The sequence below is a fragment of the Pedococcus sp. NPDC057267 genome (assembly GCF_042668795.1).
In the GTDB taxonomy this organism is placed as follows: Bacteria; Actinomycetota; Actinomycetes; order Actinomycetales; family Dermatophilaceae; genus Pedococcus.
Genome location: NZ_JBHUYG010000062.1, coordinates 1 through 25,672, shown reverse-complemented (window position 1 = coordinate 25,672; position 25,672 = coordinate 1). Strand labels below are relative to the sequence as shown.

Genomic DNA, 25,672 nt, shown 5'->3' with positions numbered 1-25,672 from the left:
GCCCCGAGCCGTCCCCGAGCCGTCCCCGAGCCGTCCCCGGGCCGTCCCCGAGCAGGTCCTGCGCCTCAGGCCTCGTCCTGCGCGGTCTTGCGGGCCACGACCTGGCCGAGCACGGCATACCCGACGAGGAGGTGGGCGGCGCCGACCCAGCGGGCCACGCCCGGGCCGAAGACGCCCAGGGTCGGGACGGTGACGACGGCCCAGCTCTCGGCGACCACCGGGTAGAACCGCGACAGGCCCTGCCACCGGCCGGCGACCGCGATCCGGATCCCGATGAGGAACATGCCGAGCATCGACAGCGGCCAGAACATGTCGATCGCGAGCGACACCGGGTTGTCGAGGTTCGTGATGCCGAAGAAGTCCGACAGGGTCGAGACGACCGCGACCGACAGCGCCACGGCCTCGGCCCGCAGCACGAACCGCGCCAGCCGCCCGTCGCCGATCGCCTTGGTGCGCCACAGGACCCGGAGCAGGGCCAGCACGCCGAGCTGGAAGAGGAAGGCGCCGGCGTTGTGGCCGTACTGGTAGCCGGGACCGTCGCCGTCGAACCCGAAGGCCACGATCATGCTCGCCCACGCGACGGCGCCGACGGTGAGCAGCGTGCCGTGCCGCAGGTAGGGCCGGGAGTGCGGCTGCGTGGTGGCGTCGTCGTGGCCGGAGCGGACGTCGGACCGGGCCGGGGCGGGGGTCTGGGTGAGTGCCATGGTGGTTTCCTTCGCTGGTGGGCACCGGGGTGGTGCCGTTGCCGGAACTCTCCGGCGCCCGGCGACCCGGGCGGCAGGGCGCGGTGTCCCGACCTGCGTCCCGTTCCCGTGTCCCGTGGGGACGGGACACCGATCCCCTGACACCGGGACACCCCCGCGGGCACACTGGCGCCGTGACCGCCCACGCCGTCAGCCCGCCCGCGCTGCGCCGCAGCGCGATCGCGGTGCCGGTGCTGCTGGGCGCCGTCCTCGCCGTCGTGGTCGTGGTCACGGGCGTGCTCGACGCCGCCGCCACCGACGCCGACCGTGCGCGCTACGTCTCCGACCGCGGCCTCGGCTCCGCCCTCGTCGGCGCGCTGGTCGGCCTGTGCGGCGCCGTCATCGTCGCCCAGCGACCACGGCACCGCGTGGGCATCGGGCTCGAGGCGACCGGCCTGTTCTGGTCACTCGACGGGCTGTGCTCCGCGTATGCCGTGTGGGGCCTGCGCCAGGACCCGGTGCCGCCGCTCGTGGGGCCGGCGTACTGGTTCGTGTCGGAGGCAGGGTCCCTGCTGCTGGTGGCGCTGCCCGTGCTGCTCGTGCTCTACCCGACCGGGCAGCTGCCGGAGGGACGCTGGCGGCCGGTGGCTGTCGGGGCGGTCGGCATGTCGCTCGTCCTGCCGCTGGTGCTCATGCTGGCCCCCGACCCGGCCGTCTACGAGGACCGTCTGCCCGCCGAGGTCGTCCGCCTGCTGCCGCAGCTGGCGGTGCCCGTGCCCGTCGGGGTCGCCCAGGCGGCGCTGCGGGTGGCGCAGGTCGTCACGCTCCTGGCCCTGCCGCTGTCCGCGGCGGTGGTGTTCGCCCGGCACTCCCGCGCGCAGGGCGTCGAGCGAACACAGCTGCGCTGGCTGCTCTGGGCCGCGCTCGTCTGCCTGCTGGCCGGCGGCGTCACCCTGCTGGACGTCGGCGGGCCGGCCGGGCTGGCCGCGCTCGTCACCGCGCTCGTCGTCACCAGCGCCTCGGTGGTGATCGGGGTGGTGCGACCGCAGACCTGGGACGTGGACGCCCTCGTCGGCGGGACCCTCGTCTACGGCGGCATCGCGGTCGCGTTCGTCGCACTCGACCTGCTCGTCCTGGCCGGGGCGAGCGCGGTGCTGGGGGACCGGTTCCAGGAGCGGCAGGTGACGCTGCTCGTCCTGGTGCTGGCCGTCGCGGCATACGGACCGCTGCGGTCCTGGCTCACCGGGCAGGTGCGGCGCCGGCTGCTCGGCCGCCGCGGCGAGCGGTACGAGGTGGTGTCGGCGCTCGCGGCGCGGCTCGAGGAGTCCGGCGGGCTCGAGGAGCAGCTGCCGACGCTCGCCGAGGCGGTGGCCGACGCGTTCCGGGTGGCGTACGTGCGGGTCGAGGTGCTCGGCCGTGGCGGTGAGGGCCTGGCTGCGACCCACGGGACGCGTCCGTCGCAGACCCGGACCTTCCCGATCTCCTACCGCGCCGAGCGCATCGGCACCCTCGAGCTGCCCGACGGCGGCATCCGGGGGATGCTCTCGCGGCGCGACCAGGCCCTGCTGCTCGACGTCGTGCGGCAGGCGGCGACCGCCGTGCGGGCGAGCCTGCTGGCTCGGGAGCTGCAGGAGTCGCGCGAGCAGCTCGTGCTCGCGCGCGAGGAGGACCGGCGCCGGATCCGCCGGGACCTGCACGACGGCCTCGGCCCGGTGCTCGGCGGGGTGGCGATGCGGCTCGACGCCGCGGGCAACGCGGTGGCCACCCACCCGCAGACCGCACACCGGCTCGTCGTGCAGTCGCGGGCGGAGATCACAGAGGCGCTCGCCGACGTGCGGCGGCTCGTCCACGGCCTCCGGCCACCGGCGCTGGACGACCTGGGGCTGCTGGCGGCGGTGCAGCAGCAGGCGGAGCGCGCCCGCTCCGGGGGCCTCGACGTCGTGGTCGACGCCGACCCCACGGCGCTGGGGGACCTGCCCGCGGCGGTGGAGGTCGCGGCATACCGGATCGTCTCGGAGGCGCTGGCCAACGTCGCCCGGCATGCGGGCGCGGCCTCGGCCACGGTGCGGCTCGCCACGGGCCCCGGGGACCTGGCGGTGGAGGTCGCCGACGACGGGTGCGGCATCGCCGAGGACGTCGTGGCCGGGGTCGGGCTGCGGTCGCTGCGCGAGCGCGTGGACGAGCTCGGCGGACGGTACGAGGTGGTGTGCCCGCCCGGTGGCGGCACCACGGTGCGGGCCTGGCTGCCCGTCGGGCAGGGGGCGGGATGAGTGGGGACGGCACGGCGTCGGGGGAGGGTGGCGTGGCCGGCGGCACGACTGGCGGCGCCGGCAGCCCGGGAGGCGCGCGGATCCGGGTGCTGATCGCGGACGACCACCCGGTGTTCCGCGACGGGCTCGCGACCCTGCTCGAGCCGCACCCCGACATCGAGGTGGTGGCCCGGGCGGCCGACGGCGCGCAGGCGGTGGCGCTGGCAGCCGAGCACCGGCCCGACATCGTCGTCATGGACATCCAGATGCCCGAGGTGAACGGCATCGAGGCGACCCGGCGGCTGCTCGCGGCCGACCCGTCGGTGGGGGTGCTCGTGTTCACCATGGGCGAGGACGACGGGACCCTGCTGTCGGCCATGCGGGCCGGCGCGCGCGGCTACCTCGTCAAGGGGGCGTCACAGGAGGAGGTCACACGCGCGATCACCGCCGTCCACGCGGGCGGGGTGGTCTTCGGGGCGTCGCTCGCGTCGCGGATCGGGGAGCTGCTCTCGCCCTCGCCGGCCCGGACGGCGACCGAGTTCCCGATGCTGACCGAGCGGGAGCGCGAGGTGCTCGACCTCATCGCGGCCGGCCGGTCGAACGCGCAGATCGCCGCCGAGCTGTTCCTGGCGCCGAAGACGGTGCGCAACAACGTCTCCGCGATCCTGTCCAAGCTGCAGGCCACCGACCGCGCCGAGGTCATCATCCGCGCCCGCGACGCCGGGCTGGGTCAACGCGACTGACCCGCCGGCGGACCTCTGCGTGAAATCGGTTCCGCGCGGGCCCGTCTGGCGGATGGGTCGGTGCGGTGGAACGCGAATCGGTTCCGCGCGGGCCCGTTTGGCGGGTAGGCCGGTGGGGTGGCACGCGAATGGGTTCCACGCGGGCCCGTCTGGCGGGCGGGCGCCCATGCCCAGCGCGCGGAGCAGTCCCCTGCGAACCTCCGTTCGACCAGGGCGTCAGCGGATGTCCGACGCCCCCACGAAGAAGCGCCTCCACTCGGACCGCACGCGTCGGGGCACCGGCACGCCGCGGTCGACCATCGCGGCGAGGATTCGGGCGAGGACGTCAGCGGGCGCCGCATAGAGCTTCGACGAGGTCACGAGCACGAACCGCCACCCCTCGGCCTCGAGGTCCTCGCGTCGCACGATGTCGCTCTCCCACTGGTCCACGACGTCCACGTGCTGCCGCCCCTCGAACTCGAACGCGAGCAGCTGGGCCGGGAAGGACAGGTCGAGCCGATACCTGCTGTGGCCGCCCGCGTCCACGACGTCGAAGTTGACGACCGGCTCCGGCAGCCCGGCCAGGACGAAGAGCAGGCGCAGCCGGCTCTCCATGGGTGAGTCGACCTTCTCCCGGACCAGGCCGGCCGCGCGCCGGGCGAGCCGCAGCCGCTTCCCGCCCCCGCCCGGCACGGTCGCCACCAGACGGGCGGGTGTGGTTGATCCGGCCCGGACGAGCGAGTCGCCCAAGGTCACGAGCTGGACGAGGTCGCAGCACCCCGCCATGTCGAGCCACGTCTGCTCGGGTGACGTGGTGCGCAACCCGTGTCGAGTCACAGTCGGCGGAAGCACCTTCACGCGGTGCGGTCGGATGCCGCGCGTCTTCTGTCGCACGCCGCCCGCGACGGTCACGTGCACCTCTCCGGACTCCGGCGGCGCGCCACCCCACAGGCGCGCTGCGCTGTGGTGGCTCACGACCGACCCGCTCGGGACCACCATGAGCGCCGCCAGGGCGCGGACGACCAAGGTGACCTCGACGCTCGCGGCGATGTACACGCCCCAGTACAGCTGGGTGAAGGCGGGCCCGCGGAGATCGCGATCCGTGAGTCCGGCGCGCAGTGCCTGCTGACGAGTGAACGGCGCCCTCGGCTCCAGGTGCGGCCTGCGGTTCATGTCTGCTCGGGACACCCGGCCAGAGTGGCGGACCAGGACGCCCGCGCCGCCCACTGTCCACAGGTGCGGTCGAGACGAGCCCTCGAGGAACCGATTCGCGCGATGGGCGCCCTGCTCCCGGGCACAAGGGCCCCAGCGGAACCGTTTGGCGGGAAACGGGCGATCCGACGTCGCCGAAACCGGTTTGGTGGCCACCCCTAGGATTCCCGCATGAGCTCCCTCCTCCGCTCACGCTCCTCGGCCTTCCGGGCCTCGCTCCTTCGTCGCTCGTGTCCTCAGGCTGTCGTCGCATGAGCAAGGTCCTCTCCGCCGTCGCCTGGCCGTACGCCAACGGCCCGCGGCACCTCGGCCACGTGGCCGGGTTCGCCGTGCCCTCCGACGTCTTCAGCCGGTACATGCGGATGGCGGGCCACGACGTGCTCATGGTCAGCGGCTCCGACGAGCACGGCACCCCGATCCTGGTCCAGGCCGACAAAGAGGGGATCACGGCGCGGGAGTTCGTCGACCGCAACCACGCGGTCATCGCCGGGGAGCTCACCGACCTCGGCTGCTCCTACGACCTCTACACGCGCACCACGACGGCCAACCACTACGCCGTCGCGCAGGAGCTGTTCACCCAGGTCTGGAAGAACGGCTACATGGTCGAGCAGACCACCCGTGGCGCGATCTCCCCCTCGACCGGCCGCACCCTGCCGGACCGCTACATCGAGGGCACCTGCCCGATCTGCGGCTACGCCGAGGCGCGCGGCGACCAGTGCGACAACTGCGGCAACCAGCTCGAGCCGACCGACCTCATCAATCCCAGGAGCAAGATCAACAGGGAGACGCCGGAGTTCATCGAGACCCAGCACTTCTTCCTCGACCTGCCCGCGCTCGCCGACGCGCTGCGCGAGTGGCTCGAGGGTCGTGAGGCGTCGGGCACCTGGCGCCCCAACGTCATCAAGTTCAGCCTGAACATCCTCGACGACATCCGCCCGCGGGCCATGACGCGCGACCTCGACTGGGGTATCCCGGTGCCGCTCGACGGGTGGCGCGACAACCCGAGCAAGCGCCTCTACGTCTGGTTCGACGCCGTCATCGGCTACCTCTCGGCGTCGGTCGAGTGGGCTCGTCGCCTCGGCGAGCCCGAGCGCTGGCGCGAGTGGTGGAACGCCGACGGCGCGCAGGGCGAGCAGCTGTCCTACTACTTCATGGGCAAGGACAACATCACCTTCCACTCCCAGATCTGGCCGGCCGAGCTGCTCGGGTATGCCGGGAAGGGTGACAAGGGTGGGGAGCCGGGCGTCTTCGGCGAGCTCAACCTGCCGACCGAGGTCGTCTCCAGCGAGTACCTCACGATGGAGGGCAAGCAGTTCTCCACGTCGCGCAACTACGTCATCTACATCCGCGACGTCCTGGAGCGGTACGGCCCCGACGCGATCCGTTACTACATCTGTGCGGCCGGGCCCGAGAACCAGGACGCCAACTTCACCTGGGCCGAGTTCGTCCAGCGCAACAACTCCGAGCTCGTCGCCGGCTGGGGCAACCTCGTCAACCGGACGGCCTCGATGGTGGCCAAGAACTTCGGCGAGGTCCCGCAGCCGAGCGCCCTCGAGCCGGTGGACGAGGCCGTCAGGGCCCGGGTGCTCGCGGCGTTCGACACGGTCGGTGACCTGCTGGCGCGCCAGCGGGTCAAGGCGGCCGTGGCCGAGGCGATGCGGGTCGTGGGCGACGTCAACAAGTACGTGACGGACACCGAGCCGTTCAAGCTCAAGGGTGAGGACCAGCGCGAGCGGCTCGCGACGGTGCTGCACACCCTCGTCCAGTGCGTCAGCGACCTCAACACGATCCTCGCGCCGTTCCTGCCGCACTCCTCGAACGCGGTGCACCGGGTGCTCGGTGGCGAGGGCGAGTTCATGCCGATGCCCCGGCTGGAGCAGGTGTCCGGCCTTGACCCCGAGGACGCGGACCGCACCTACCCGGTCATCACTGGCGAGTACACCGCCACGCCGCGCTGGGAGTCCCGTCCTGTCGTCGTGGGGGCGCCGGTCGCCAAGCCGACGCCGGTCTTCACCAAGCTCGACGACTCGGTGGTCGAGGAGGAGCTGCGCCGCCTGGCGGGCGACGAGCCTGCAGCGGCCGGTGACGGCCCGGACGCGGCAGGCGACGACCCGGACGCGCCCGGCGACGACCCGGACGCGCCGGGCGGCGCGCCGCCGGGCGACGACACGTCCCCGACGGCCTGAGCGGCGCGCGGATGGCACCCCAGGACGCTCCCGGACGCAGCGGCCACGGACGGGTGCCGGACGCCCCCGACCCGTTGCCGATCCCGGTGGTGGACAACCACACCCACCTCGACATCGCCCGGGACGGCGAGGCGCCGCCCGACGTGGCAGCCGCCGTCGCCGCGGCGACGGCGGTGGGGGTCGACCGGCTCGTGCAGATCGGCTGCGACCTGCCCGGCGCGCGCTTCACGGTCGAGGTCGTCGACCGCCACCCGCAGGTGCTCGGCGGCGTGGCCATCCACCCCAACGAGGCACCCCGGCTGGCCGCGGCCGGGACGCTCGACGCGGCATACCGGGAGATCGAGGAGCTGGCCGCGCACCCGCGCATCCGTGTCGTGGGGGAGACGGGGCTCGACTACTTCCGTACCGGACCGGAAGGCGTTGGTGTGCAACAGGATTCGTTCCGGTGGCACATCGACCTCGCGAAACGCCTGGGCAAGGCGCTGCAGATCCACGACCGCGACGCGCACGACGACGTGCTGCGGATCCTGGACGAGGAGGGTGCGCCGGAGCACACCGTCATGCACTGCTTCTCCGGCGACATGGCGGTGGCTCGTGCCTGCGTCGAGCGCGGCTACCACCTGTCGTTCGCGGGGACGGTGACGTTCAAGAACGCCAAGGGCCTGCGCGACGCGCTCTCGATCGTGCCGCTGGACCGCCTCCTGGTCGAGACCGACGCCCCGTACCTGACGCCCTCGCCGTGGCGAGGAGCGCCCAACGCGCCGTACCTCGTGCCGCTCACAGTGCGCGCCATGGCGGGCGTCGTCGGGGTCGCCGTGCCGACCCTGTGCGAGGCGCTGAGTGCCAACTCCGAGGCGGTCTACGGCCCCTGGTGACGGTCGGCCGGCGCGGGCGGGGCTCCGCCTGTGGGGCCCATTCCACACTGCCGAATTCCACGGGTGGAACTTGGCCGAACCCTGAACATCTCGTTATCGAAATTTGACCTTTGGCCCTGAGGGGGTCATGGTGGACGACTGTTGGCCGGGGTCGGACCACCGGACGACGCGAGCAGGGATGCTCGTCAGCCGCGAAGAAACGGCGCCACGACGAGCCTCCCTCGACCCCTGTCCGGGGCCCTACAGGGCGTCGGCTGGGGGCGCGACGTCACGGACCGGTGCCCGGGGAGCACGAACTCTGGAGCACTGTGATCACCCGTCCCGTTCGGCGAATCGTCCAAGCCGCGGTCGTGACGACCCTCGTCGCTGGAGCCGTTGGCGTCTCGCACCTCGACAAGTCCGTGACCCTCTCGGTCGACGGCAAGACCTCCACCGTCCACGCCTTCGGCAGCACGGTGGGTGATGTCCTGAAGAAGGAGGACATCACGATCGGCGACCACGACGTCGTCGCCCCCTCCCCCAGCAGCCCCCTGTCCGACGGCGAGAAGGTCGTCGTGCGATACGGCCGCAAGCTGACCGTCACGGTGGACGGGGCCACCCGCGAGTACTGGACCACCGCGACGACGGTCGCCGCGGCGCTGCAGGAGCTCGGCATCCGTGCCGACTCGGCCAAGCTGTCCGCCTCCCGCTCGATGCCCCTCGGCCGCCAGGGCCTCACGCTCTCGGTCACCACGCCCAAGGACGTCTCCGTCCGCGCCGACGGCAAGAACCGCACCGAGACCACGACCGCGAGCACCGTCGCCGACGTGCTCTCCGAGCTCGGCATCACCCTGGGTGGCCAGGACCGTGTCCAGCCCGCGCTCACCACCGCCGTCACCAAGGGCCTGAAGATCCAGGTGCAGCGCGTCAGCTCGACCCAGGTCACCGACACCCAGGACATCCCCGCCCCGGTCACCCGCAGGAGCGACTCGAGCCTCTACGCGGGGCAGACCAAGGTCGTGAACGCCGGCGCCGACGGTGCCAAGCTGGTGACCTACTCGGTCACGACGGTCGACGGCAAGGTCGAGAGCAAGAAGGTCGTCAGCAGCACGGTGACCCAGCAGCCCGTGACGCGCGTCCTCGCGGTCGGCACGAAGCCGCAGCCCACCGTGTCCGCCCCCTCCGCGGGCAACACCTCCGGCGCGGGCCTCAACCTGGCCAACTCCGCCATGTGGGACCGGATCGCCCAGTGCGAGTCCGGTGGCAACTGGCACATCAACACCGGCAACGGCTACTACGGCGGCCTGCAGTTCGACTACGGGTCCTGGCTGGCCAACGGTGGCGGGGACTTCGCGCCGCGCGCCGACCTGGCCTCGCGCGAGCAGCAGATCACCGTGGCCAACCGGTACTACGCCAAGGCCGGCCTGAGCCCCTGGGGCTGCGCCGGCGCCGCCTGACCGGCGACCGCGACCGCGCCACGCCGGGCGGTGACCTGCCGCCACCGGCCGAGCGCGACCCGCACCCCCGACAGCACCCCGGACCCCACGGTCCGGGGTGCTGTCGCACGTGCACCCCGGGCGGGCCCTAGGCTCGGCGGCATGAGCGACCCGGAGAACAGCGGCTACCTCGGCGCCGCCCAGATCCGGGAGATCGCGGCCTCCCTCGGTGTGCGGCCCACCAAGCAGTGGGGCCAGAACTTCGTCGTCGACGCCAACACCGTCAAGCGCATCGTCCGCCTCGCGGGGGTGGGCCCCCAGGACGCGGTCGTCGAGGTGGGTCCCGGCCTCGGGTCCCTCACCCTGGCCCTGCTGCCCGAGGCCGGCCACGTCACCGCGGTCGAGGTCGACCCCACCCTCGCGGCCGCGCTGCCCGACACGGTGGCCCGGCTCGCCCCGGGGCTGGCCGACCGGCTGACCCTCGTTGCGGCCGACGCGATGCAGGTGCGCGAGCTGCCCGACCCCCAGCCGACCGCGCTGGTCGCGAACCTGCCCTACAACGTCTCCGTCCCGGTCGTGCTGTCCTTCCTCGAGGCGTTCCCGACCATCCGCCGGGTGCTCGTCATGGTGCAGCTCGAGGTCGCCGAGCGGCTCGCTGCCGCCCCGGGATCGAAGGCCTACGGGGTGCCGAGCGTCAAGGCGGCCTGGTACGCCTCGGTGCGGCTCGCGGGGACCGTGCCCCGCAGCGTGTTCTGGCCGGTCCCCAACGTGGACTCCGGTCTGGTCGCGCTCGACCGCCGTCCCGAGCCGCAGGTGGCCGGAGCCACCCGGCGTGACACCTTCTCCTGCATCGACGCGGCCTTCGCCCAGCGCCGCAAGACGCTCCGTGCCGCGCTCGCGGGCTGGGCCGGCTCCGCCCCCCGGGCCGAGGAGTGCCTCATCGCGGCGGGGATCGACCCGCGGACCCGCGGCGAGCAGCTCGGGGTGGAGCAGTTCGCCGCGATCGCCGCGGCCCGGTCCGCCCTGCCCCCGAGCGGGTCGCCGCAGCTCGGCCCCCGGGCGTCGCAGCCCTGACCGTCGCCGCCGCCTGCTCCGCCCGCCTGACTCGGCGACGTCGGGTCGGTCGCGTCCTACTAGGGTGGCGGCCATGACCTCAGCCATGGCGCCGCCGTCATCCGTGACGGTCCGCGTCCCGGCGAAGATCAACCTCGAGCTCGTCGTCGGCGCACCCCGACCCGACGGCTACCACCCGCTGTCGACCGTGTTCCACGCCGTGTCCCTGCACGACGAGGTCACCGTCTCGCCTGCGGAGGAGTGGGGCCTGACCGTCACGGGGCCGCAGTCGCTGGGGGTCCCGGAGGACGGCACCAACCTCGCGGCCCGGGCAGCCCTGCTGCTCGCCGAGTCCGCGGGCGTCACCGAGCCCGTCCACATCGCCATCCGCAAGGACATACCCGTCGCCGGCGGCATGGCCGGCGGCTCGGCCGATGCCGCAGCCGCCCTCGTGGCCTGCGACCAGCTCTGGGGCCTCGGCACGTCCCGGGCCGAGCTCGAGCACGTCGCCGCGGAGGTCGGCAGCGACGTCCCCTTCCTCCTCACCGGCGGCACCGCCATGGCCTCCGGCCGCGGCGAGGTGCTCGCGCCGGTCCTCGCCCGCGGCACCTACCACTGGGTGCTCGCGGTGAGCGAGAGCGGGCTCTCGACCCCTGCCGTGTATGCCGAGTGCGACCGCCTGCGTGGCGACCGTCCCGTCCCCGACCCGGCCCCGACCCCGGAGATGATGACGGCGCTGCGGTCCGGCGACCCCCGCGCGCTGGGCGCCGCGCTCGCCAACGACCTCCAGGCCGCGGCCATCTCGCTCATGCCAGCCCTCGCCGACGTCATCGACGCCGGGCTGGAGTTCGGGGCCATCGGTGGCATCGTCTCCGGCTCGGGGCCGACCGTCGCGTTCCTCGCCGAGGACAACGAGTCGGCGCTCGACCTGGCGGTGTCGCTCACCGCCTCGGGCACCGTCCAGGACGTGCGCCGGGCCACCGGACCGGCCCACGGTGCCCACGTGGTCAGCGGGGTGCGCGCCCGCTGATGGCCAACCTCATCAGCGTGGAACGGGCCTCCCTGGCGCTCGGCACGGACCAGGTCCTCGACGAGGTCTCGCTCGGGGTCCTCGGAGGTGACCGCATCGGGGTCGTCGGGCGCAACGGCGGTGGAAAGACCACGCTGCTGCGGGTGCTCGCCGGCCAGCGCGAGGTCGACACCGGCCGCGTCACCCGCGCCGGCGTCTCCAGCATCGGGGTCCTGGCGCAGGAGGACGTGCTCGACCCGGCGTCGACCGTGCGCGAGGCCGTGCTCGGCGGGCGCGCCGAGCACGAGTGGGCCGGCGACCCGCGCATCCGCGACGTGCTCACGGGACTGCTCGGCGGCATCGGGGCGGAGGCCGTCGGCGGCCTCGAGGCGACGGTGGGGCCGCTGTCCGGCGGTGAGCGCCGGCGCCTGGCGCTGGCACGGCTGCTGGTCGCCGACCCGACCGTCCTGATGCTCGACGAGCCCACCAACCACCTCGACGTCGAGGGCGTCGCCTGGCTGGCCGAGCACCTCGTGCGACACCGTGCCCGGCCGGACAACGCGCTGGTCACCATCACCCACGACCGCTGGTTCCTCGACGCCGTCGCGACGACGACCTGGGAGGTCGTCGACGGGACGGTCCAGTCCTACGAGGGCGGCTACGCGGCATACGTCCTCGCCAAGGCCGAACGCGCCCGGGTCGCGGCGGTCACGGCCGAGCGCCGCGACAACCTGCTGCGCAAGGAGCTCGCGTGGCTGCGACGGGGGGCGCCCGCTCGCACCTCCAAGCCCAAGTTCCGCATCGAGGCCGCCAACTCGCTCATCGCCGACGAGCCGCCGCCGCGCGACGACGTGGAGCTCATGAGCTTCGCGACGACGCGGCTCGGCAAGGACGTCATCGACCTGCACGACGCATCGGTGGTCCTGGGCGACCGGACCCTGCTCGACCGCATCACGTGGCACCTCGCGCCGGGGGAGCGGATCGGCATCGTCGGTGTCAACGGCGCGGGCAAGTCGACCCTGCTGCGCGCGATCGCCGGAGAGGTGCCGCTGGCCTCCGGCACGCGCAAGCAGGGCGTCACCGTGCGGCTCGCGTACCTGTCCCAGGAGGTCCGCGAGCTCGAGCGGTTCGCCGACCGCCGGGTGATCGAGGCCGTCGAGGACGTCCGCGAGTACATCCGCCTGGGGCGCAAGGAGATCAGCGCCTCCCAGCTGGCCCAGCGCCTCGGCTTCAGCGGCGGCCGGCAGCAGACGCGCGTGTCGGACCTCTCCGGTGGCGAGCGGCGCCGGCTGCAGCTGACCCGGCTGCTCATGGACGAGCCCAACGTCCTGCTGCTCGACGAGCCGACGAACGACCTCGACATCGAGACGCTGACCTCCCTCGAGGACGTCCTGGACGGCTGGGCCGGCACCCTGCTCGTCGTCTCGCACGACCGCTACCTGCTCGAGCGGGTCTGCGACCGGCAGGTCGCCCTCATGGGTGACGGTCACGTGCGCGAGCTGCCCGGTGGAGTGGAGCAGTACCTCGAGCTCCGGCACCAGGCGCTGGAAACCGTTGCGCGACAGCAGGTCTCGTCGTCACAGGCCGCCTCGAGTGCTGCGCCGCCGGCGGGCGGCCCGTCCCCGGCGGAGCTCCGCGAGGCACGCAAGGACATGGCCCGCATCGAGCGCCAGCTGGCACGGCTGGCCGAGCGCGAGGAACGGATCCACCTCGCCATGGCCGAGGCTGCCACGGACTACGACCGGGTGGGCGAGCTCAACGCGCAGCTGCGCGAGGTGGCCGACGAGCGCGACGCCCTCGAGCTGGAGTGGCTCGCGGCGGCCGAGGTCGTCGGCTGACACCTGGTCCGGGTCAGCCCTGGGCCGGGGCCGACTCGGACTCGAACGGTGCCAGCAGGTCGCGCAGCGTCGCCGCGAGGTGGTCGCGGTCCTCGCCGGACAGGTCGGACAGCAGCGCCCGCTCGCGGGTCAGCAGGTCCGCCATGGCGGCGTCCACCGTGTCGCGGCCCGTCGGGGTCAGCCGCACGATGACCCCGCGACGGTCGGTCGGGCTCGGGCTGCGCTCGACCAGGCCCCGCCGCTCGAGCCGGTCGACCCGGTTGGTCATCGTCCCGCTGGTGACGAGGGTCTGGCGGATGAGCTGGCCCGGGGACAGCTCGTAGGGCGCGCCGGAGCGCCGCAGGGCCGACAGCACGTCGAACTCCCATCCCTCGAGCTGGTGCTGGGCGAACGCCTGCGCGCGGTCGAGGTCGAGCCGCCGGGCCAGCCGCGAGATGCGCGACAGGACGTGCAGCGGGGCGACGTCGAGGTCGGGGCGCTCGCGTCGCCACGCGTCGACGATCCGGTCGACGTCGTCCGCCTGGGGGCTCATGGTGGAAACTCTAGCCGTCGTCAAGTATCTTGACATCAAGATACTTCGAACGAGGGAGACGGCGATGGCGACGACGACCTGGGACCCCGGTCAGTACGCGAGGTTCTCCGACCACCGGGCCCGGCCGTTCGGCGACCTGCTCGCCCGCGTCGGTGCCGACGAAGCGCGGCTGGTGGTGGACCTCGGCTGCGGCAACGGACCGCTGACGCTCACGCTCGCCGACCGCTGGCCCGGCGCCCGGGTGGTCGGCGTCGACTCCTCGCCCCAGATGCTCGACGCGGCGCGGTCGCTGGACCGCGACGGCCGCGTCGAGTGGGTGGAGGCCGACCTGTCCGCCTGGGATCTCGGGAGCCTGGGCGGCGCGCCCGATGTCGTCGTCAGCAACGCCACGCTGCAGTGGGTCCCGGGCCACCGCGACCTCCTGCGCGCCTGGGCCGCGGCGCTGGCCCCCGGCGGGTGGCTGGCGGTGCAGGTCCCGGGCAACCTCGACGCGCCCTCGCACCGCCTCATGCGGGAGGTAGCCGCCGCCCACCCCGCGGCGAACCGCCTGCGGCCGGCGCTCGAGCGGCTGTCCGTCGGCGAGCCGGCCGGCTACGTCGAGCTCTTCGCCGCCGCCGGGCTGGTGGTCGATGCGTGGGAGACGACGTACCAGCACGTCCTGGACCCCGAGGGCGTGCAGGCGAGCCCGGTCCTGGAGTGGGTGCGCGGCACCGGGTTGCGGCCGGTCCTCGAGGCGCTCCCCGACGCCCGGGAGCGGGCCGCCTTCCTCGCCGAGTACGACGCCCGTCTGCGCGAGGCGTACCCGCGCACCGCGGTCGGCGTGGTCTTCCCGTTCCGCCGCATCTTCTGCGTCGGCCACTCGGCCGGCTCGGCTCCCTCGGGCGACTCGGCTGCGTCGGCCGGCTAGCGACGGGTGACGAGGTCCGGCTTCTTCTCCATGCCGGCCAGGCCGTTCCAGGCCAGGTTGACGAGGTGTGCGGCGACGTCCGCCTTCTTCATCTTGCGCGAGTCGAGCCACCACTGGCCGGTCAGCGCGACCATGCCGACGAGCATCTGCGCGTAGAGCGGGGCGGCCTTGGGGTCGAGCTTCCGGCGCTTGAACTCCGCGGCGAGGATGTGCTCCACCTGGCTGGCGACGTCGGAGATCAGGCTCGCGAACGACCCGGTCGACTGCCCTGCAGGGCTGTCCCGCACCAGGATGCGGAAACCGTCCGTCGACGTCTCGATGTAGTCGAGCAGCGCCAGCGCCGCCCGCTCGAGCGTCTCGCGGCTGCCCATCTCGGTGCTCAGGGCTCCGGTGATCGACCCGAGCAGCGCGGCGATCTCGCGGTCGACCACGACGGCGTACAGCCCCTCCTTGCCGCCGAAGTGCTCGTACACGACGGGCTTGGAGACGCTCGCCTTGGCGGCGATCTCCTCGACGGTCGTGCCCTCGACGCCCTTCTCGGCGAACAGCTTGCGGCCCACCTCGATGAGCTGCTCGCGTCGCTGCTTGCCGGTCATGCGCGAGCGCGCTGCGCTCGTCGCCGGTGCCCCCTGGGTGTCGCTCACCTCACCATTCTGCCGGTATGCCGTGTCGTCTCGGCGCCCGGTGCGCCGTCCGGCGGGGCGCGGCGCGTCAGGAGGTGGAGAACCGGGCCCGGATGCTGCGCGTCAGGGCGGCCGGCTCGACGGCGTCCTTGCCGAGCGTGACCTCCTGCAGCTCGAGCGCCCCCTCGCCGCACGCCACCAGCAGCGTCGAGCCAGGGCCCGGCCCGAGCACGTGCCCCGGCACGGCGAGGAAGTCGGTGCGGTCGGAGACGGCCGCCCGCCAGACCGTGATGCGCCTCCCGCCGAGGAAGCTGTAGGCCCCGGGGTAGGGGTGGGAGGACGCCCGGACCAGCCGCGCGACCTCCCCCGCGGGACGGGTCCAGTCGAGCAGGCCGTCCTCGGGCAGCCGCGGGTAGCAGCGCAGGCCCGCGGTGGACCCCTGGACGACGCAGGCGGCCGGGTCGTCGGCGAGGCGCTCGAGGGCCTGCCCGAAGAGCTCCGGCGCCAGCTCCTGGGCGCGGGCGAGCACGTCCCCCACGTAGGTGCTCTCGTCGAGGGGGATCGGCGCGCGCGCGATGACGTCGCCGGCATCGAGCTCGACGGCCATCCTGTGGACGTTGGCGTGGATCTCGTTCTCGCCGTTGAGGATCGACCAGTTGACGGTGGCGTTGCCCTTGTAGTCGGGGAGGTTGCCGAGGTGCAGGTTGAGCACACCGTGGGGGAACAGGTCGAGGAACGACCCCGGCAGCACGTACTGCCAGTTGACGCTGATGCCCGCCGCCGGGCGGTGCCCCTCGATCGCCGCCGCCACCTCCGGGCGCACACCGCCCCTCTCGACCACGAACAGCTCGCTCCCGAGCCGGCCCGCGAGGGCCGCGAACTCCGCCGGGCCGACGTCGTACTCCGGTGACGGCGGAGCCGTGACGATGGCCGCGAACCGGTGCCCCCTCGCCGCGAGGTGCTCCACGGAGTCGAGCAGCAGGCGCGACCTGCCGATCGCCACGAGCGGGTCGACGGCGCTCACAGCAGCTCGACCACCGGCACCCCCGCGTGCAGGTGCCGGCCGGAGAGCATCGCCTCGGCCGCCTTGAGCCCGCCCGCCTGGAGCCGGATGACGGGGTCGAAGCCGACGGCCGACGGCAGCACACCCATGTGGCCGGACGGCACCTCGCGCGGGAAGTAGGCGACACCGTGGTCCCCGAGCGCGCGCACGTCCACGTCCCCGGCATACCGCAGGACGCGGGGGCGGGTCAGCGCGGCCGCCAGCGCGGCGACGTCGACGGGGCCGCCCTCGCCGATCCACGTGCGGTCGAAGGGGTACGCCGTGAAGACGACCGCCTCGGCGTCGCGGTACTCGTCCGGGAGGCTCACCGCGGGGAAGCCGCCGACCCAGTCCACGCCGGGCAACCCGGCATACGCCTCGCGCTGGTCGTCGGGCGCCACGACGGCCAGGCCGGCGCTCACGGTGCCGAGGACCCGTGCGATGTACGGGCCGAAGTCGTTGTTGGTGAGCAGGACGAAGCGGTTGCGGTACGGCGTCGTGCCGGAGTCGAGGACCTGGCGCAGCGCCATGTCGCCGAGGTAGCCGAAGACGTCGACCGCGGGGTGGCGCTCGTTCGTGGCGCCGACGGTCATGCCGCGGCTGCGGGCGTAGGCGAGGTCGAGGTCGCCCTCGCGCCACTCCCACGCCTCGAACATGAGCGGAATGACGAGCGAGTCCTTGGCGTGCCGCAGGAGCGACTCGTCGAGCGGCCGCAGCTGGCCGCTGTTGGTGATGACGTCCGCCTTCGCGACCACTGCCGGGGTGAGCTCGCGCAGGTAGGTGATGTCGCGGGCGGCCGCCAGCCCCTCGCCGGCGGCGCGCGTGGCGTCGATCGCCTGGGTGGCGGTGCCGTATGCCGTGTCCCTGGCGTACGCGTACACCTCTGCCCCGGCCAGGGCGGCGAGCAGTGCGGTCACCACGTAGGGGCCGGTGGCGGCCTCGGTGAGGACGACGCGCCCGTGCAGGTCGAGGGCGAGCTCGTCGAGCACCGCCCGCAGCTTCGCGCCCAGGCCGGAACCCACGTCCGTCGTCCCTGCCGCCGGGGCAGCGCCCACGTCCGTCGTCCCTGCGCCCATCGTCGTCCAACCCCCGTGAGAAGTGCTGCGCGCGCCCCGTGCCGGGCATGCCGTCGGTAGACGGGCATGCCGTCGGTCGACCGGCATGCCGTCGGTCGAGGGCTACGGCCGGCCGGCGGGCCGTAGCCAGCGTTCTACCAGCGGGCGACGCACTCGGCGTACGCCGAATGGTGGAGACGGCGGCCGCGGGTCCTCCTTGTGGTCAGGCCTGCACGCGCCTGGCGTCAAGGCGCTTGGGCACCGGCCAGCGGACGTCGTACGCCCAGCCGGCCTTCTCGAGGAGGCGGATCACCCGGGCGCTGGAGTCGATCTGGCCCTTCTCCACGCCGTGGCGGGCGCAGGTCGGGTCGGCGTGGTGCAGGTTGTGCCACGACTCGCCCATGGAGAGGAACGCCAGCCACCAGACGTTGCCGGACCTGTCGCGGCTGCGGAACGGGCGCTCGCCGATGGTGTGGCAGATCGAGTTGATCGACCAGGTGACGTGGTGCAGCAGCGAGACGCGGACGAGGGAGCCCCAGAAGAAGGCGGTGAGGGCGCCCTGCCAGCTCATCGACCACAGGCCGCCGGCGATCGCCGGCAGGAGCATCGAGGAGGCGACGATCCACGGGAACGCGCGGTCGACCCGCTGGATGTCGGGGTCGGCCATGAGGTCCGGGGCGTACTTGCCGCGGGGGGTCTGCTCGACGTCGAAGAGCCAGCCGGTGTGCGCCCACCACAGCCCCTTGGCGAGCGCGGGGATGGTCTCGCCGTAGCGCCACGGGCTGTGCGGGTCGCCCTCGCGGTCCGAGAAGGCGTGGTGTCGGCGGTGGTCGGCGACCCAGCGGACCACCGGGCCCTCGATGGCGAGCGACCCGGCCACCGCGAGTGCGATCTTGAGGCCACGCCGGGCCTTGAACGAGCCGTGGGTGAAGTGGCGGTGGAAGCCGACGGTGATGCCGTGGCCGGCGACGGCGTACATGACCAGCGCGATGACCACGTCGTGCCAGCCCAGGCCCCAGCCCCAGGCGACCGGGACCGCGGCGAGGAGGGCGAGGAACGGGACACCGATGAACAGGCCGAGGGTCAGCTGCTCGCCGTTGCCCTTGCGCTCGGGAGCCGCGCCGGTCGCCGGGGACGTCGAGCCCGGGTGCGAGGCACCACTGGACGGCGTGGCGGGGTTCGGGCTGGTGGCCGAGGGGGTCACGGTCGTCATGGGGGACCTTTCCGTGCGCGGTCGGTCGGTCGCGTCGCTGCGAACCTACGAAACCGTAACCTACGATTTCGTAGGTTGTCACGGACGGCTGGCGAGTGGCTGACGAGGTGGTCGGGGGCACCGGAGCGCCCCGATACCCTGTGAGCGGCCCGGACGGGCCGTTCCCCGGTTGGTCTGCTGGCAGGGCCCGCCTGACTTTGAATCAGGACAAGCGACGTAGGTTCGATTCCTACCCGGGGAGCCGAGCGAGCGAGGCGAGCCGGCTCGCGGACGCGGTGGGGGTCGCGGTGCTCGTCCTGTACCTCGTCTTCTCCCTCACGCGCTCGCGGCTCGTCGGGCACTGGGTGGACGGCCACGCGGTCGCCCCGGTCAGCCTCGCCGTGCTCGCCGGCGCCATGCTGGGGCAGGTCCTCGGCGTGCGGCGTGGCGTGCGCCGGCTCGCGCGCTCGATCGGCCTCCGTGAGGGCCCCGATGCGGAGGCGGTCGGCACCCTGACCGACCGGTAGCATGACGGCGACCGACGCACCCGACCAGAGACCTGGAGCGTTCGCGCGTGAGCACCCCTGCAGGCGGTTCCCGCCTCGCCGCCGTCATCGTCCTCGCCGCCGGTGAGGGCACCCGGATGAAGTCCGCCACCCCCAAGGTCCTGCACCGCATCGGCGGCCGGTCCCTGCTCGGCCACGCGATCGCCGCCGCGCGCTCGGTGCAGCCGCAGCACCTGGCCGTCGTCGTGCGGCACGAGCGCGACCTCGTCGCCGCCCACGTGGCCAAGGTCGACCCCAAGGCGGTCATCGCCGACCAGGACGAGGTGAAGGGCACCGGTCGCGCCACCGAGTGCGCGCTCGCGGTGCTCCCCGAGCTCGAGGGCACCGTGCTCGTCACCTACGGCGACGTGCCGCTGCTCGCCGGCGAGACGCTGCACACGCTGGTGGCCGAGCACGAGGAGTCGGGCAGCGCCGTCACCGTCATCACCGCGCACCTCGCGGACCCCACCGGCTACGGCCGGATCCTGCGCGGCGAGGACGGCTCGGTCGTCGGCATCGTCGAGCAGAAGGACGCCACCGAGGAGCAGCGTGCGATCACCGAGATCAACTCGGGCATCTACGCGTTCGACGCGGCCGTCCTGCGGACCCACCTGGCGTCGGTCGGCACGGACAACGCACAGGGCGAGAAGTACCTCACCGACGTCCTCGGCCTGGCGCGCGAGGACGGCGGCCGGGTCAGCGCGCACGTGGTCGACGACCTGTGGCAGACCGAAGGCGTCAACGACCGGGTGCAGCTCGCCCGCCTCGGCCGCGAGCTCAACCGCCGGCTCACCGAGAAGTGGATGCGCGAGGGCGTCACGATCGTCGACCCCGCAACCACGTGGATCGACTCCGACGTCACGATCGGCCGCGACACCACCCTCCTCCCGAACACCCAGCTTCTCGGTGCCACCACGGTTGGCGCCGACGCGACGGTCGGCCCCGACACGACGCTGCGCGACACCGAGGTCGGCGACGGTGCCGAGGTCAAGCGCACCGAGGCGCACCTCGCCGTGATCGGCCCCCGCGCGACCGTGGGGCCGTTCTCCTACCTGCGCCCCGGCACCGAGCTCGGTGCGGGCGGCAAGATCGGCGGGTTCGTCGAGACGAAGAACGCCAAGATCGGCGAGGGCGCCAAGGTGCCCCACCTGACGTATGCCGGTGACGCCACCATCGGGGAGGGCGCCAACATCGGCGCCGGCACGATCTTCGCCAACTACGACGGGGTCGCCAAGCACCACACCACGATCGGCAAGCACTCGTTCGTCGGCTCCGACACCGTCCTCATCGCCCCCGTGAACGTCGCCGACGGCGCCTACGTCGGAGCCGGCTCGGCCCTCACCGGCGACGTCGACCCCGGCCAGATCGCCGTCGCCCGCGGTCGCCAGCGCAACATCGACGGCTGGGTCGCGCGGTCCCGCGCCGGCACCCGGACGGCGCAGGCGGCCGAGGCGGCCGAGGCGGCCACCCGGCATACCGACTCCAGCAGCGAAGGGCAGGACCAGGCGTGACCGGCATCCTGAGGACCACCGAGAAGAACCTCATGGTCTTCTCGGGCCGCGCCCACCCCGAGCTGGCGCAGGAGGTGGCCAAGCTCCTCGACACCGAGCTGGTGCCGACGAGCGCGTACGACTTCGCCAACGGCGAGACCTACGTCCGCTACGAGGAATCGGTCCGCGGCTCCGACGCGTTCGTGATCCAGAGCCACACCACGCCGATCAACGACGCGATCATGGAGCAGCTCATCATGATCGACGCGCTCAAGCGCGCGTCGGCCAAGCGGATCACCGTGGTCCTGCCGTTCTACGGCTACGCGCGCCAGGACAAGAAGCACCGTGGTCGCGAGCCGATCTCGGCCCGTCTGGTCGCCGACCTCTTCAAGACCGCGGGCGCGAACCGGCTGATGGCGGTCGACCTGCACACCGCGCAGATCCAGGGCTTCTTCGACGGCCCCGTCGACCACCTCATGGCGCTGCCGATCCTGTCCGAGTACGTGCGGGAGAAGTACGGCCACGAGCAGCTCGCGGTCGTCTCCCCTGACGCGGGCCGCATCAAGGTGGCCGAGCAGTGGTCCGAGCGCCTCGGTGGCGCGCCGCTGGCCTTCATCCACAAGACCCGCGACATCGACCGGCCCAACGAGACCGTCGCCAACCGCGTGGTCGGTGAGGTCGAGGGCCGTGTCTGCGTGCTCGTCGACGACATGGTCGACACAGCCGGCACCATCACCAAGGCCGCAGACGCGCTCATGGCAGACGGGGCCGCCGGGGTGGTCATCGCGGCCACCCACGCGATCCTGTCCGGCCCGGCCGTCGACCGGCTCAAGGCCTGCCAGGCGCGCGAGGTCATCGTGACCAACACGCTGCCGGTCCCGCCCGAGCACGAGTTCGACAAGCTCACGACGCTGTCGATCGCGCCGCTCATCAGCCGGGCCATCCAGGAGGTCTTCGAGGACGGCTCGGTGACGAGCCTCTTCGACGGCCGCGCCTGAGCCCGGCCCCCGTCCGAGCCTGCGCCGCGGTCCTCGCGGCCCGGTTTCCCGTCGGCTGACCTTCCTCGGGACGGCACCGCCCTCTGCTGGGTTGGCGCGAACCTCTGCTAGCAGAGGTTCGCGCGCTCAGCGCAGGTTCGAACCCCTGCTGGGCGCACGGAGTTCTGCTGAGCACGGGTCTGCGGCGAGTTCTGTTGAGCACGGGTCTGCGGCGTCACGTCCGGTGGCGCGGCGACCCCCTGAGGCCGTGCGGTGACGGCGTTCAGGCTGTGGCTACGGGATGCCGGCCGCCGGCGGGCCGCCGGCGCCGACTGCGCTCAGGCGGTTCGACGACGGCGTGCGCGGTCACGAGCCCGCTCCACCTTGGCCCGCAGCACGCCCAGGTCGTCGAGGTCGGCCCATGCGATGCGCGCGAACTCGTACCCGGCCTGCTCGAGCTCGTCCTGCCTGCGCCGTTGGGCTGCCACCGCGAACCGGGCGCGGCTGGCCGGGTCGGCTGCTGTCGGGACCCCGTTCGCGGCCATGAGGTACTTGCCCAGCCCGTCGAACTCCACGAGCACCGGTTCGGCGTCGAGGGCGAAGTCGGCGAAGTAGCTGCGACCGTTGACCCGGACCTCGAGCTGGGGGACGACCGTGTAGCCCAGGTGCCTCAGGGCGTGGGCGAGCCGCGTCTCGCCGACCGACTCGTGGCGCCCGTCGGCTCCACCCAGCAGCCGACGGACTGCGTCGACGTGTGGATGGCCGCCGTGGGCGTCGATCGCCACGTCCAGCTCGCCGCGCGTGACCAGCTGCGCTGCCAGCGCCCAGTCGGCGCAGACCAGGCTCTCCATGGGCGAGGGCCTGCCGTCCACCACCGGCACGAGCCCTACCTGGACGACCGCCCACGCCATCGGCACGGTCGCCAGCCCCGTTGGTGTGTGGTTCGGCGGTTGCCCCGTCGAGGGGTGGATCACCGCTCCGCGACGGTGCCGCGAGTGGTCGTCGGCCACGCGGGCCAGGTGCGCGGTGGAGAGGTCGGATTGCCAGAGGCGCCCTCCGTGCAGCACCACGGCTGACGCGTGGCTGGCCACCGCCCTCCCCTCGAAGGACCGCACGAGTGCGGCCGCCACCAAGGCATGTCGGAGCTTCGCGGTCTCGAAGCGGTCGGCCCCTTCCCACGGTGCACGGGCGCTCCCTGGCAGCCGAACGGCATACCAACCACGTACCAGGGGCAGGAGCTCGTGCTGTCGGACCCGGCGACGGATCGCGCTCGGGCCGATGCCGATCGAGCGCAAAGAGGCGGTGCTGATGACGCCGTGGTCGGCCAGGTCGGCAGGCTGCATCGGGTCAGCCTCGACCCGGTGCCGCGGATGCTGCGACGCGCTGGCCGGGACCTGTGGACACCCCTGGGCGCCGTCTTGGGCTGTGGACGGCGAAGGCCCTGGTCTCAGCAGACTTTGTTCAGCTCAGCAGATGCAGCAATCTGCGCTGAGTGCACGAACCTCTGCTAGCAGAGGTTCGTGCCGTCTCAGCAGGGGATCGTGCCGGTGCCGGGGGTGCGGGAGGGCGCGGGGGTGCGGGAGCGCGCGGGGGTGCCGGCGCGCGGGGCCGCGTCAGGGGGTGCCGGCGCGCCGGGCCCGGTATGCCGCGACGTTGGCGCGGTTGCCGCACGTCCCGTCGCAGTAGCGCTTGGACCGGTTGCGGCTGAGGTCGACGACCACGTCCTCGCAGTCGTCGGCGGCGCAGACCCGGAGGCGGTCGAGCTCGTCGGCGCGGATGACGTCGACCATCGCCATCGCCGCCTCCACGGCCATGCGGGTGGCCAGCGGGGCCTCGGGCGGGGTGGCGTGCAGGTGCCAGGCCCACCCGTCGTGCCGGACGAGCTGGGGCAGCGCCCCGGCCTCGGCGAGCAGCTCGTTGACGATGGTGACGGCCTCGTCGGTGTCCACGGTCCACAGCGCCCGGAGCCGCGGCCGCAGCGCCCGCACGGCGTCGAGCTCGCCGCGGTCGCCCGTGCGCGAACCGGTCCAGCCCCACTCGCGGACGAAGGCGTCGAGGTCGTCCACCGTGATGAGGTCGTCGTGGTCGGTCGGGAGGGTGGCCGCCGTGTTGACCAGCGCTGCCGCCCCGCGCAGCGCGACCTCGGTGTCATGGGCGAAAAGCATCTTGACTCCTGACGAGCGGTCTCGCTAGCGTCATGAGCATACGACGCTTTGACCCCTGACAGGAGCGAACCGATGAGCCAGCGCGCACCCGGCACCGGCGTGGGGCTGTGGTTCGCCCTCGCCTCGGCCGCGACCTTCGGCACCAGCGGCCCGTTCGCCAAGTCGCTGCTGGTCGAGGGCTGGAGCTCGGGAGCCGTCGTCCTGCTCAGGGTGGCCGGTGCCGCCCTCGCGCTCGCCGTCCCCACGGCGCTCGCCATGCGCGGGCGCTGGCACCTGCTGCGCCGCAACGCCGGGGCGGTCCTCGCCTACGGAGCGGTGGCCGTGGCCGGTTGCCAGGTGACCTACTTCTACGCCGTCCAGCGGCTCGACGTCGGGGTCGCGCTGCTTCTCGAGTACCTCGGCGTCGTCCTCGTCGTGCTCTGGGTCTGGCTGCGGACACGCCGCGCGCCGGGGGTGCTGACCGGGGCGGGCGTGGTGCTCGCCGTGCTGGGGCTGGCCCTGGTCCTCGACCTGTCGGGCCAGAGCCGCCCGGACCTCGTGGGCGTCGTCTGGGGCCTGCTCGCGGCGACCGGCCTCGCGACCTACTTCGTCCTGGCGGCCCACGACTCCGGCCTGCCGCCCGTCGCGCTCGCGGGCCTCGGGATGGTCGCGGGCGCGGTCGTGCTCGGCGTGCTGGGCCTGGTCGGCGTGCTCCCGATGCGGTTCGTCGCCGCCGACGTGGTCCTGCGCGGCAGCGAGCTCCCCTGGTGGGTCGCCATCGGCGAGCTGGCGCTGGTGGCGGCGGCCGCGGCATACCTGCTCGGCATCGTCGCGGCGCGCAGCCTGGGGTCCACGGTCGCGTCCTTCGTGGGCCTGACCGAGGTGCTCTTCGCGGTGTTGTTCGCCTGGGTGCTGCTGGGGGAGCTCCCGGGGGCGATGCAGCTCGGCGGCGGGCTGCTCATCCTGCTCGGGGTGGTGGCGGTGCGTGCCGGCGAGGTGCGCCGGGCGCAGCGGCTCTCGGTCGTCGCAGCCGACGCGGAGGCGGATTTCCCTCTCCCCACGGGCGTCGCCTAGACTCTCCGGGTTGCCTCGGCGAGGGACACAGCACGGCCGGTCCACGATGGCCCGCCGTCGCCGTCCGTGATCGACGCGGTGGAGCCTCCGTGCTGCGCCCCGCGTCGAGGCCCACCGCCCCCGAGTTCCCGACGTACCAGGAGTTCCCGTGTCCCAGATCACCAAGCTCGTCGCCGAGAAGCGCACGCAGTTCGGCAAGGGCGCTGCCCGCAAGATCCGCCGCGACCACAAGATCCCCGCCGTCATGTACGGCCACGGCGCCGAGCCGGTGCACATCACCCTGCCCGGCCACGACACCATGCTGGCCCTCAAGGTCGCCAACGCCGTCCTGACCATCGTCATCGACGGCGAGGAGCAGCTGGCCCTGGCCAAGGACGTCCAGCGCGACGCCATCAAGCCGGTCATCGAGCACGTCGACCTCGTCATCGTCCGCCGTGGCGAGAAGGTCGTCGTGGACGTCCCGGTCCACGTCGAGGGCGAGGCCGCCCCGGAGACCGTCGTCACCGTCGACGCCCAGACCCTGCAGCTCGAGGTCGAGGCGACCCACATCCCCGAGAACCTCGTCGTCTCCGTCGAGGGCCTCGAGGCCGGCACCCAGGTCAAGGCCTCCGAGGTGTCGCTGCCCGAGGGTGCGGCGCTCGCGGTCGACGGCGAGACCCTCGTCGTCAACGTGACCCAGCAGGTCTCCGCCGAGGCCCTCGAGGCCGAGCTCGCCGAGGCCGAGGCCGAGGCCGGCATCGAGCACGAGGAGCCGGCCGAGGCCGCCGAGGCCGAGGGCGAGGCTGCCGAGGGCGGCGCCGCCGAGGCCGAGGGCGAGTCCACCGAGGGCTGACGTCCCCACCGCACCAC

23 protein-coding genes and 1 tRNA gene are annotated in these 25,672 nt (G+C 73.3%); 15 read left to right on the top strand and 9 right to left on the bottom strand.

Annotation, left to right across the window (positions count from 1 at the left end; genetic code table 11):
* Positions 1-65: 65 nt before the first annotated feature.
* Positions 66-704: a hypothetical protein gene (locus tag ACFUC1_RS13775; RefSeq protein WP_379120661.1), complete on the bottom strand. Its 639-nt coding sequence runs from the start codon at positions 702-704 to the stop codon at positions 66-68.
* 173 nt (positions 705-877) lie between these two features.
* On the opposite strand from ACFUC1_RS13775, the gene ACFUC1_RS13770 reads away from it, so the two are divergent.
* Both ACFUC1_RS13770 and ACFUC1_RS13765 read left to right on the top strand, forming a co-directional pair.
* Positions 878-2,953 carry a sensor histidine kinase gene (locus tag ACFUC1_RS13770; protein ID WP_379120659.1) on the top strand — a complete coding sequence of 692 codons (2,076 nt, stop codon included), beginning with the start codon at positions 878-880 and terminating at the stop codon, positions 2,951-2,953.
* Positions 2,950-3,675: a response regulator gene (locus tag ACFUC1_RS13765; RefSeq protein ID WP_379120657.1), complete on the top strand. Its 726-nt coding sequence runs from the start codon at positions 2,950-2,952 to the stop codon at positions 3,673-3,675. The genes ACFUC1_RS13770 and ACFUC1_RS13765 overlap by 4 nt, the downstream gene beginning before the upstream one ends.
* A 216-nt stretch (positions 3,676-3,891) precedes the next feature.
* On the opposite strand, the gene ACFUC1_RS13760 is transcribed toward ACFUC1_RS13765, so the two are convergent.
* The gene (locus tag ACFUC1_RS13760; protein WP_379120655.1) at positions 3,892-4,842 is read right to left on the bottom strand and encodes a hypothetical protein; all 951 of its coding nucleotides are present in this window, start codon (positions 4,840-4,842) and stop codon (positions 3,892-3,894) included.
* 275 nt (positions 4,843-5,117) lie between these two features.
* Here ACFUC1_RS13760 and metG point away from each other — a divergent pair, with 275 nt between their 5' ends.
* From metG to ACFUC1_RS13730, 6 genes are all read left to right on the top strand, one after another.
* Positions 5,118-7,052 carry a methionine--tRNA ligase gene (gene metG, locus ACFUC1_RS13755; protein WP_379120652.1) on the top strand — a complete coding sequence of 645 codons (1,935 nt, stop codon included), beginning with the start codon at positions 5,118-5,120 and terminating at the stop codon, positions 7,050-7,052.
* Positions 7,053-7,063: 11 nt separating this feature from the next.
* Positions 7,064-7,927 carry a TatD family hydrolase gene (locus tag ACFUC1_RS13750; protein WP_379120650.1) on the top strand — a complete coding sequence of 288 codons (864 nt, stop codon included), beginning with the start codon at positions 7,064-7,066 and terminating at the stop codon, positions 7,925-7,927.
* A 350-nt stretch (positions 7,928-8,277) separates the two neighbouring features.
* Positions 8,278-9,363 (top strand): ubiquitin-like domain-containing protein, encoded by a 1,086-nt coding sequence (locus ACFUC1_RS13745; RefSeq protein ID WP_379120648.1) that lies wholly within the window; start codon positions 8,278-8,280, stop codon positions 9,361-9,363.
* Between the two features lie 141 nt (positions 9,364-9,504).
* Positions 9,505-10,416: a 16S rRNA (adenine(1518)-N(6)/adenine(1519)-N(6))-dimethyltransferase RsmA gene (gene rsmA, locus ACFUC1_RS13740; RefSeq protein WP_379120646.1), complete on the top strand. Its 912-nt coding sequence runs from the start codon at positions 9,505-9,507 to the stop codon at positions 10,414-10,416.
* A 73-nt stretch (positions 10,417-10,489) separates the two neighbouring features.
* Positions 10,490-11,425, top strand: coding sequence for a 4-(cytidine 5'-diphospho)-2-C-methyl-D-erythritol kinase (locus ACFUC1_RS13735; RefSeq protein ID WP_379120643.1), 936 nt, complete (start codon positions 10,490-10,492; stop codon positions 11,423-11,425).
* Positions 11,425-13,242 carry an ABC-F family ATP-binding cassette domain-containing protein gene (locus ACFUC1_RS13730; RefSeq protein WP_379120640.1) on the top strand — a complete coding sequence of 606 codons (1,818 nt, stop codon included), beginning with the start codon at positions 11,425-11,427 and terminating at the stop codon, positions 13,240-13,242. The genes ACFUC1_RS13735 and ACFUC1_RS13730 overlap by 1 nt, the downstream gene beginning before the upstream one ends.
* A 13-nt stretch (positions 13,243-13,255) precedes the next feature.
* Here the strand turns inward: ACFUC1_RS13730 and ACFUC1_RS13725 are convergent, their stop codons facing one another.
* The gene (locus tag ACFUC1_RS13725) at positions 13,256-13,774 is read right to left on the bottom strand and encodes a MarR family winged helix-turn-helix transcriptional regulator (RefSeq protein WP_379120637.1); all 519 of its coding nucleotides are present in this window, start codon (positions 13,772-13,774) and stop codon (positions 13,256-13,258) included.
* Positions 13,775-13,838: 64 nt separating this feature from the next.
* On the opposite strand from ACFUC1_RS13725, the gene ACFUC1_RS13720 reads away from it, so the two are divergent.
* A complete protein-coding gene (locus ACFUC1_RS13720; RefSeq protein WP_379120635.1) occupies positions 13,839-14,681 on the top strand; it encodes a methyltransferase domain-containing protein in 843 nt (280 codons plus the stop codon).
* Here the strand turns inward: ACFUC1_RS13720 and ACFUC1_RS13715 are convergent.
* From ACFUC1_RS13715 to ACFUC1_RS13700, 4 genes are all read right to left on the bottom strand, one after another.
* Entirely contained in the window at positions 14,678-15,277 is a 600-nt protein-coding gene (locus ACFUC1_RS13715) for a TetR/AcrR family transcriptional regulator (protein WP_310153126.1), read from the bottom strand. The two genes, ACFUC1_RS13720 and ACFUC1_RS13715, sit on opposite strands and share 4 nt — an antisense overlap.
* Before the next feature lie 115 nt (positions 15,278-15,392).
* On the bottom strand, positions 15,393-16,328 hold the full coding sequence (locus ACFUC1_RS13710) for a methionyl-tRNA formyltransferase (protein ID WP_379120633.1): 936 nt from the start codon (positions 16,326-16,328) through the stop codon (positions 15,393-15,395).
* Positions 16,325-17,368: a hypothetical protein gene (locus ACFUC1_RS13705; protein WP_379120631.1), complete on the bottom strand. Its 1,044-nt coding sequence runs from the start codon at positions 17,366-17,368 to the stop codon at positions 16,325-16,327. Before ACFUC1_RS13705 ends, ACFUC1_RS13710 begins: the two co-directional genes overlap by 4 nt.
* A gap of 256 nt (positions 17,369-17,624) precedes the next feature.
* Complete coding sequence (locus tag ACFUC1_RS13700; RefSeq protein ID WP_379120629.1) at positions 17,625-18,614, bottom strand: acyl-CoA desaturase; 990 nt, start codon at positions 18,612-18,614, stop codon at positions 17,625-17,627.
* Positions 18,615-18,776: 162 nt separating this feature from the next.
* Here ACFUC1_RS13700 and ACFUC1_RS13695 point away from each other — a divergent pair.
* The 4 genes from ACFUC1_RS13695 to ACFUC1_RS13680 all read left to right on the top strand — a co-directional run bounded on the left by ACFUC1_RS13695 (position 18,777) and on the right by ACFUC1_RS13680 (position 21,626).
* Positions 18,777-18,855 (top strand) — tRNA-Gln (locus tag ACFUC1_RS13695).
* A 46-nt stretch (positions 18,856-18,901) separates the two neighbouring features.
* Positions 18,902-19,120, top strand: a complete 219-nt coding sequence (locus tag ACFUC1_RS13690; protein ID WP_379120627.1) for a hypothetical protein — start codon at positions 18,902-18,904, stop codon at positions 19,118-19,120.
* 47 nt (positions 19,121-19,167) lie between these two features.
* The gene (gene glmU, locus ACFUC1_RS13685) at positions 19,168-20,649 is read left to right on the top strand and encodes a bifunctional UDP-N-acetylglucosamine diphosphorylase/glucosamine-1-phosphate N-acetyltransferase GlmU (protein WP_379120625.1); all 1,482 of its coding nucleotides are present in this window, start codon (positions 19,168-19,170) and stop codon (positions 20,647-20,649) included.
* A complete protein-coding gene (locus ACFUC1_RS13680; RefSeq protein ID WP_379120623.1) occupies positions 20,646-21,626 on the top strand; it encodes a ribose-phosphate diphosphokinase in 981 nt (326 codons plus the stop codon). The genes glmU and ACFUC1_RS13680 overlap by 4 nt, the downstream gene beginning before the upstream one ends.
* 317 nt (positions 21,627-21,943) lie before the next feature.
* On the opposite strand, the gene ACFUC1_RS13675 is transcribed toward ACFUC1_RS13680, so the two are convergent.
* Positions 21,944-22,948: a hypothetical protein gene (locus ACFUC1_RS13675; protein ID WP_379120621.1), complete on the bottom strand. Its 1,005-nt coding sequence runs from the start codon at positions 22,946-22,948 to the stop codon at positions 21,944-21,946.
* A 270-nt stretch (positions 22,949-23,218) separates the two neighbouring features.
* Positions 23,219-23,770, bottom strand: a complete 552-nt coding sequence (locus ACFUC1_RS13670) for a CGNR zinc finger domain-containing protein (protein WP_379120619.1) — start codon at positions 23,768-23,770, stop codon at positions 23,219-23,221.
* Between the two features lie 72 nt (positions 23,771-23,842).
* On the opposite strand from ACFUC1_RS13670, the gene ACFUC1_RS13665 reads away from it, so the two are divergent.
* Both ACFUC1_RS13665 and ACFUC1_RS13660 read left to right on the top strand, forming a co-directional pair.
* On the top strand, positions 23,843-24,823 hold the full coding sequence (locus ACFUC1_RS13665; RefSeq protein WP_379120617.1) for an EamA family transporter: 981 nt from the start codon (positions 23,843-23,845) through the stop codon (positions 24,821-24,823).
* 148 nt (positions 24,824-24,971) lie between these two features.
* Positions 24,972-25,655 carry a 50S ribosomal protein L25/general stress protein Ctc gene (locus tag ACFUC1_RS13660; protein WP_379120615.1) on the top strand — a complete coding sequence of 228 codons (684 nt, stop codon included), beginning with the start codon at positions 24,972-24,974 and terminating at the stop codon, positions 25,653-25,655.
* The last annotated feature ends 17 nt before the right edge of the window (positions 25,656-25,672 follow it).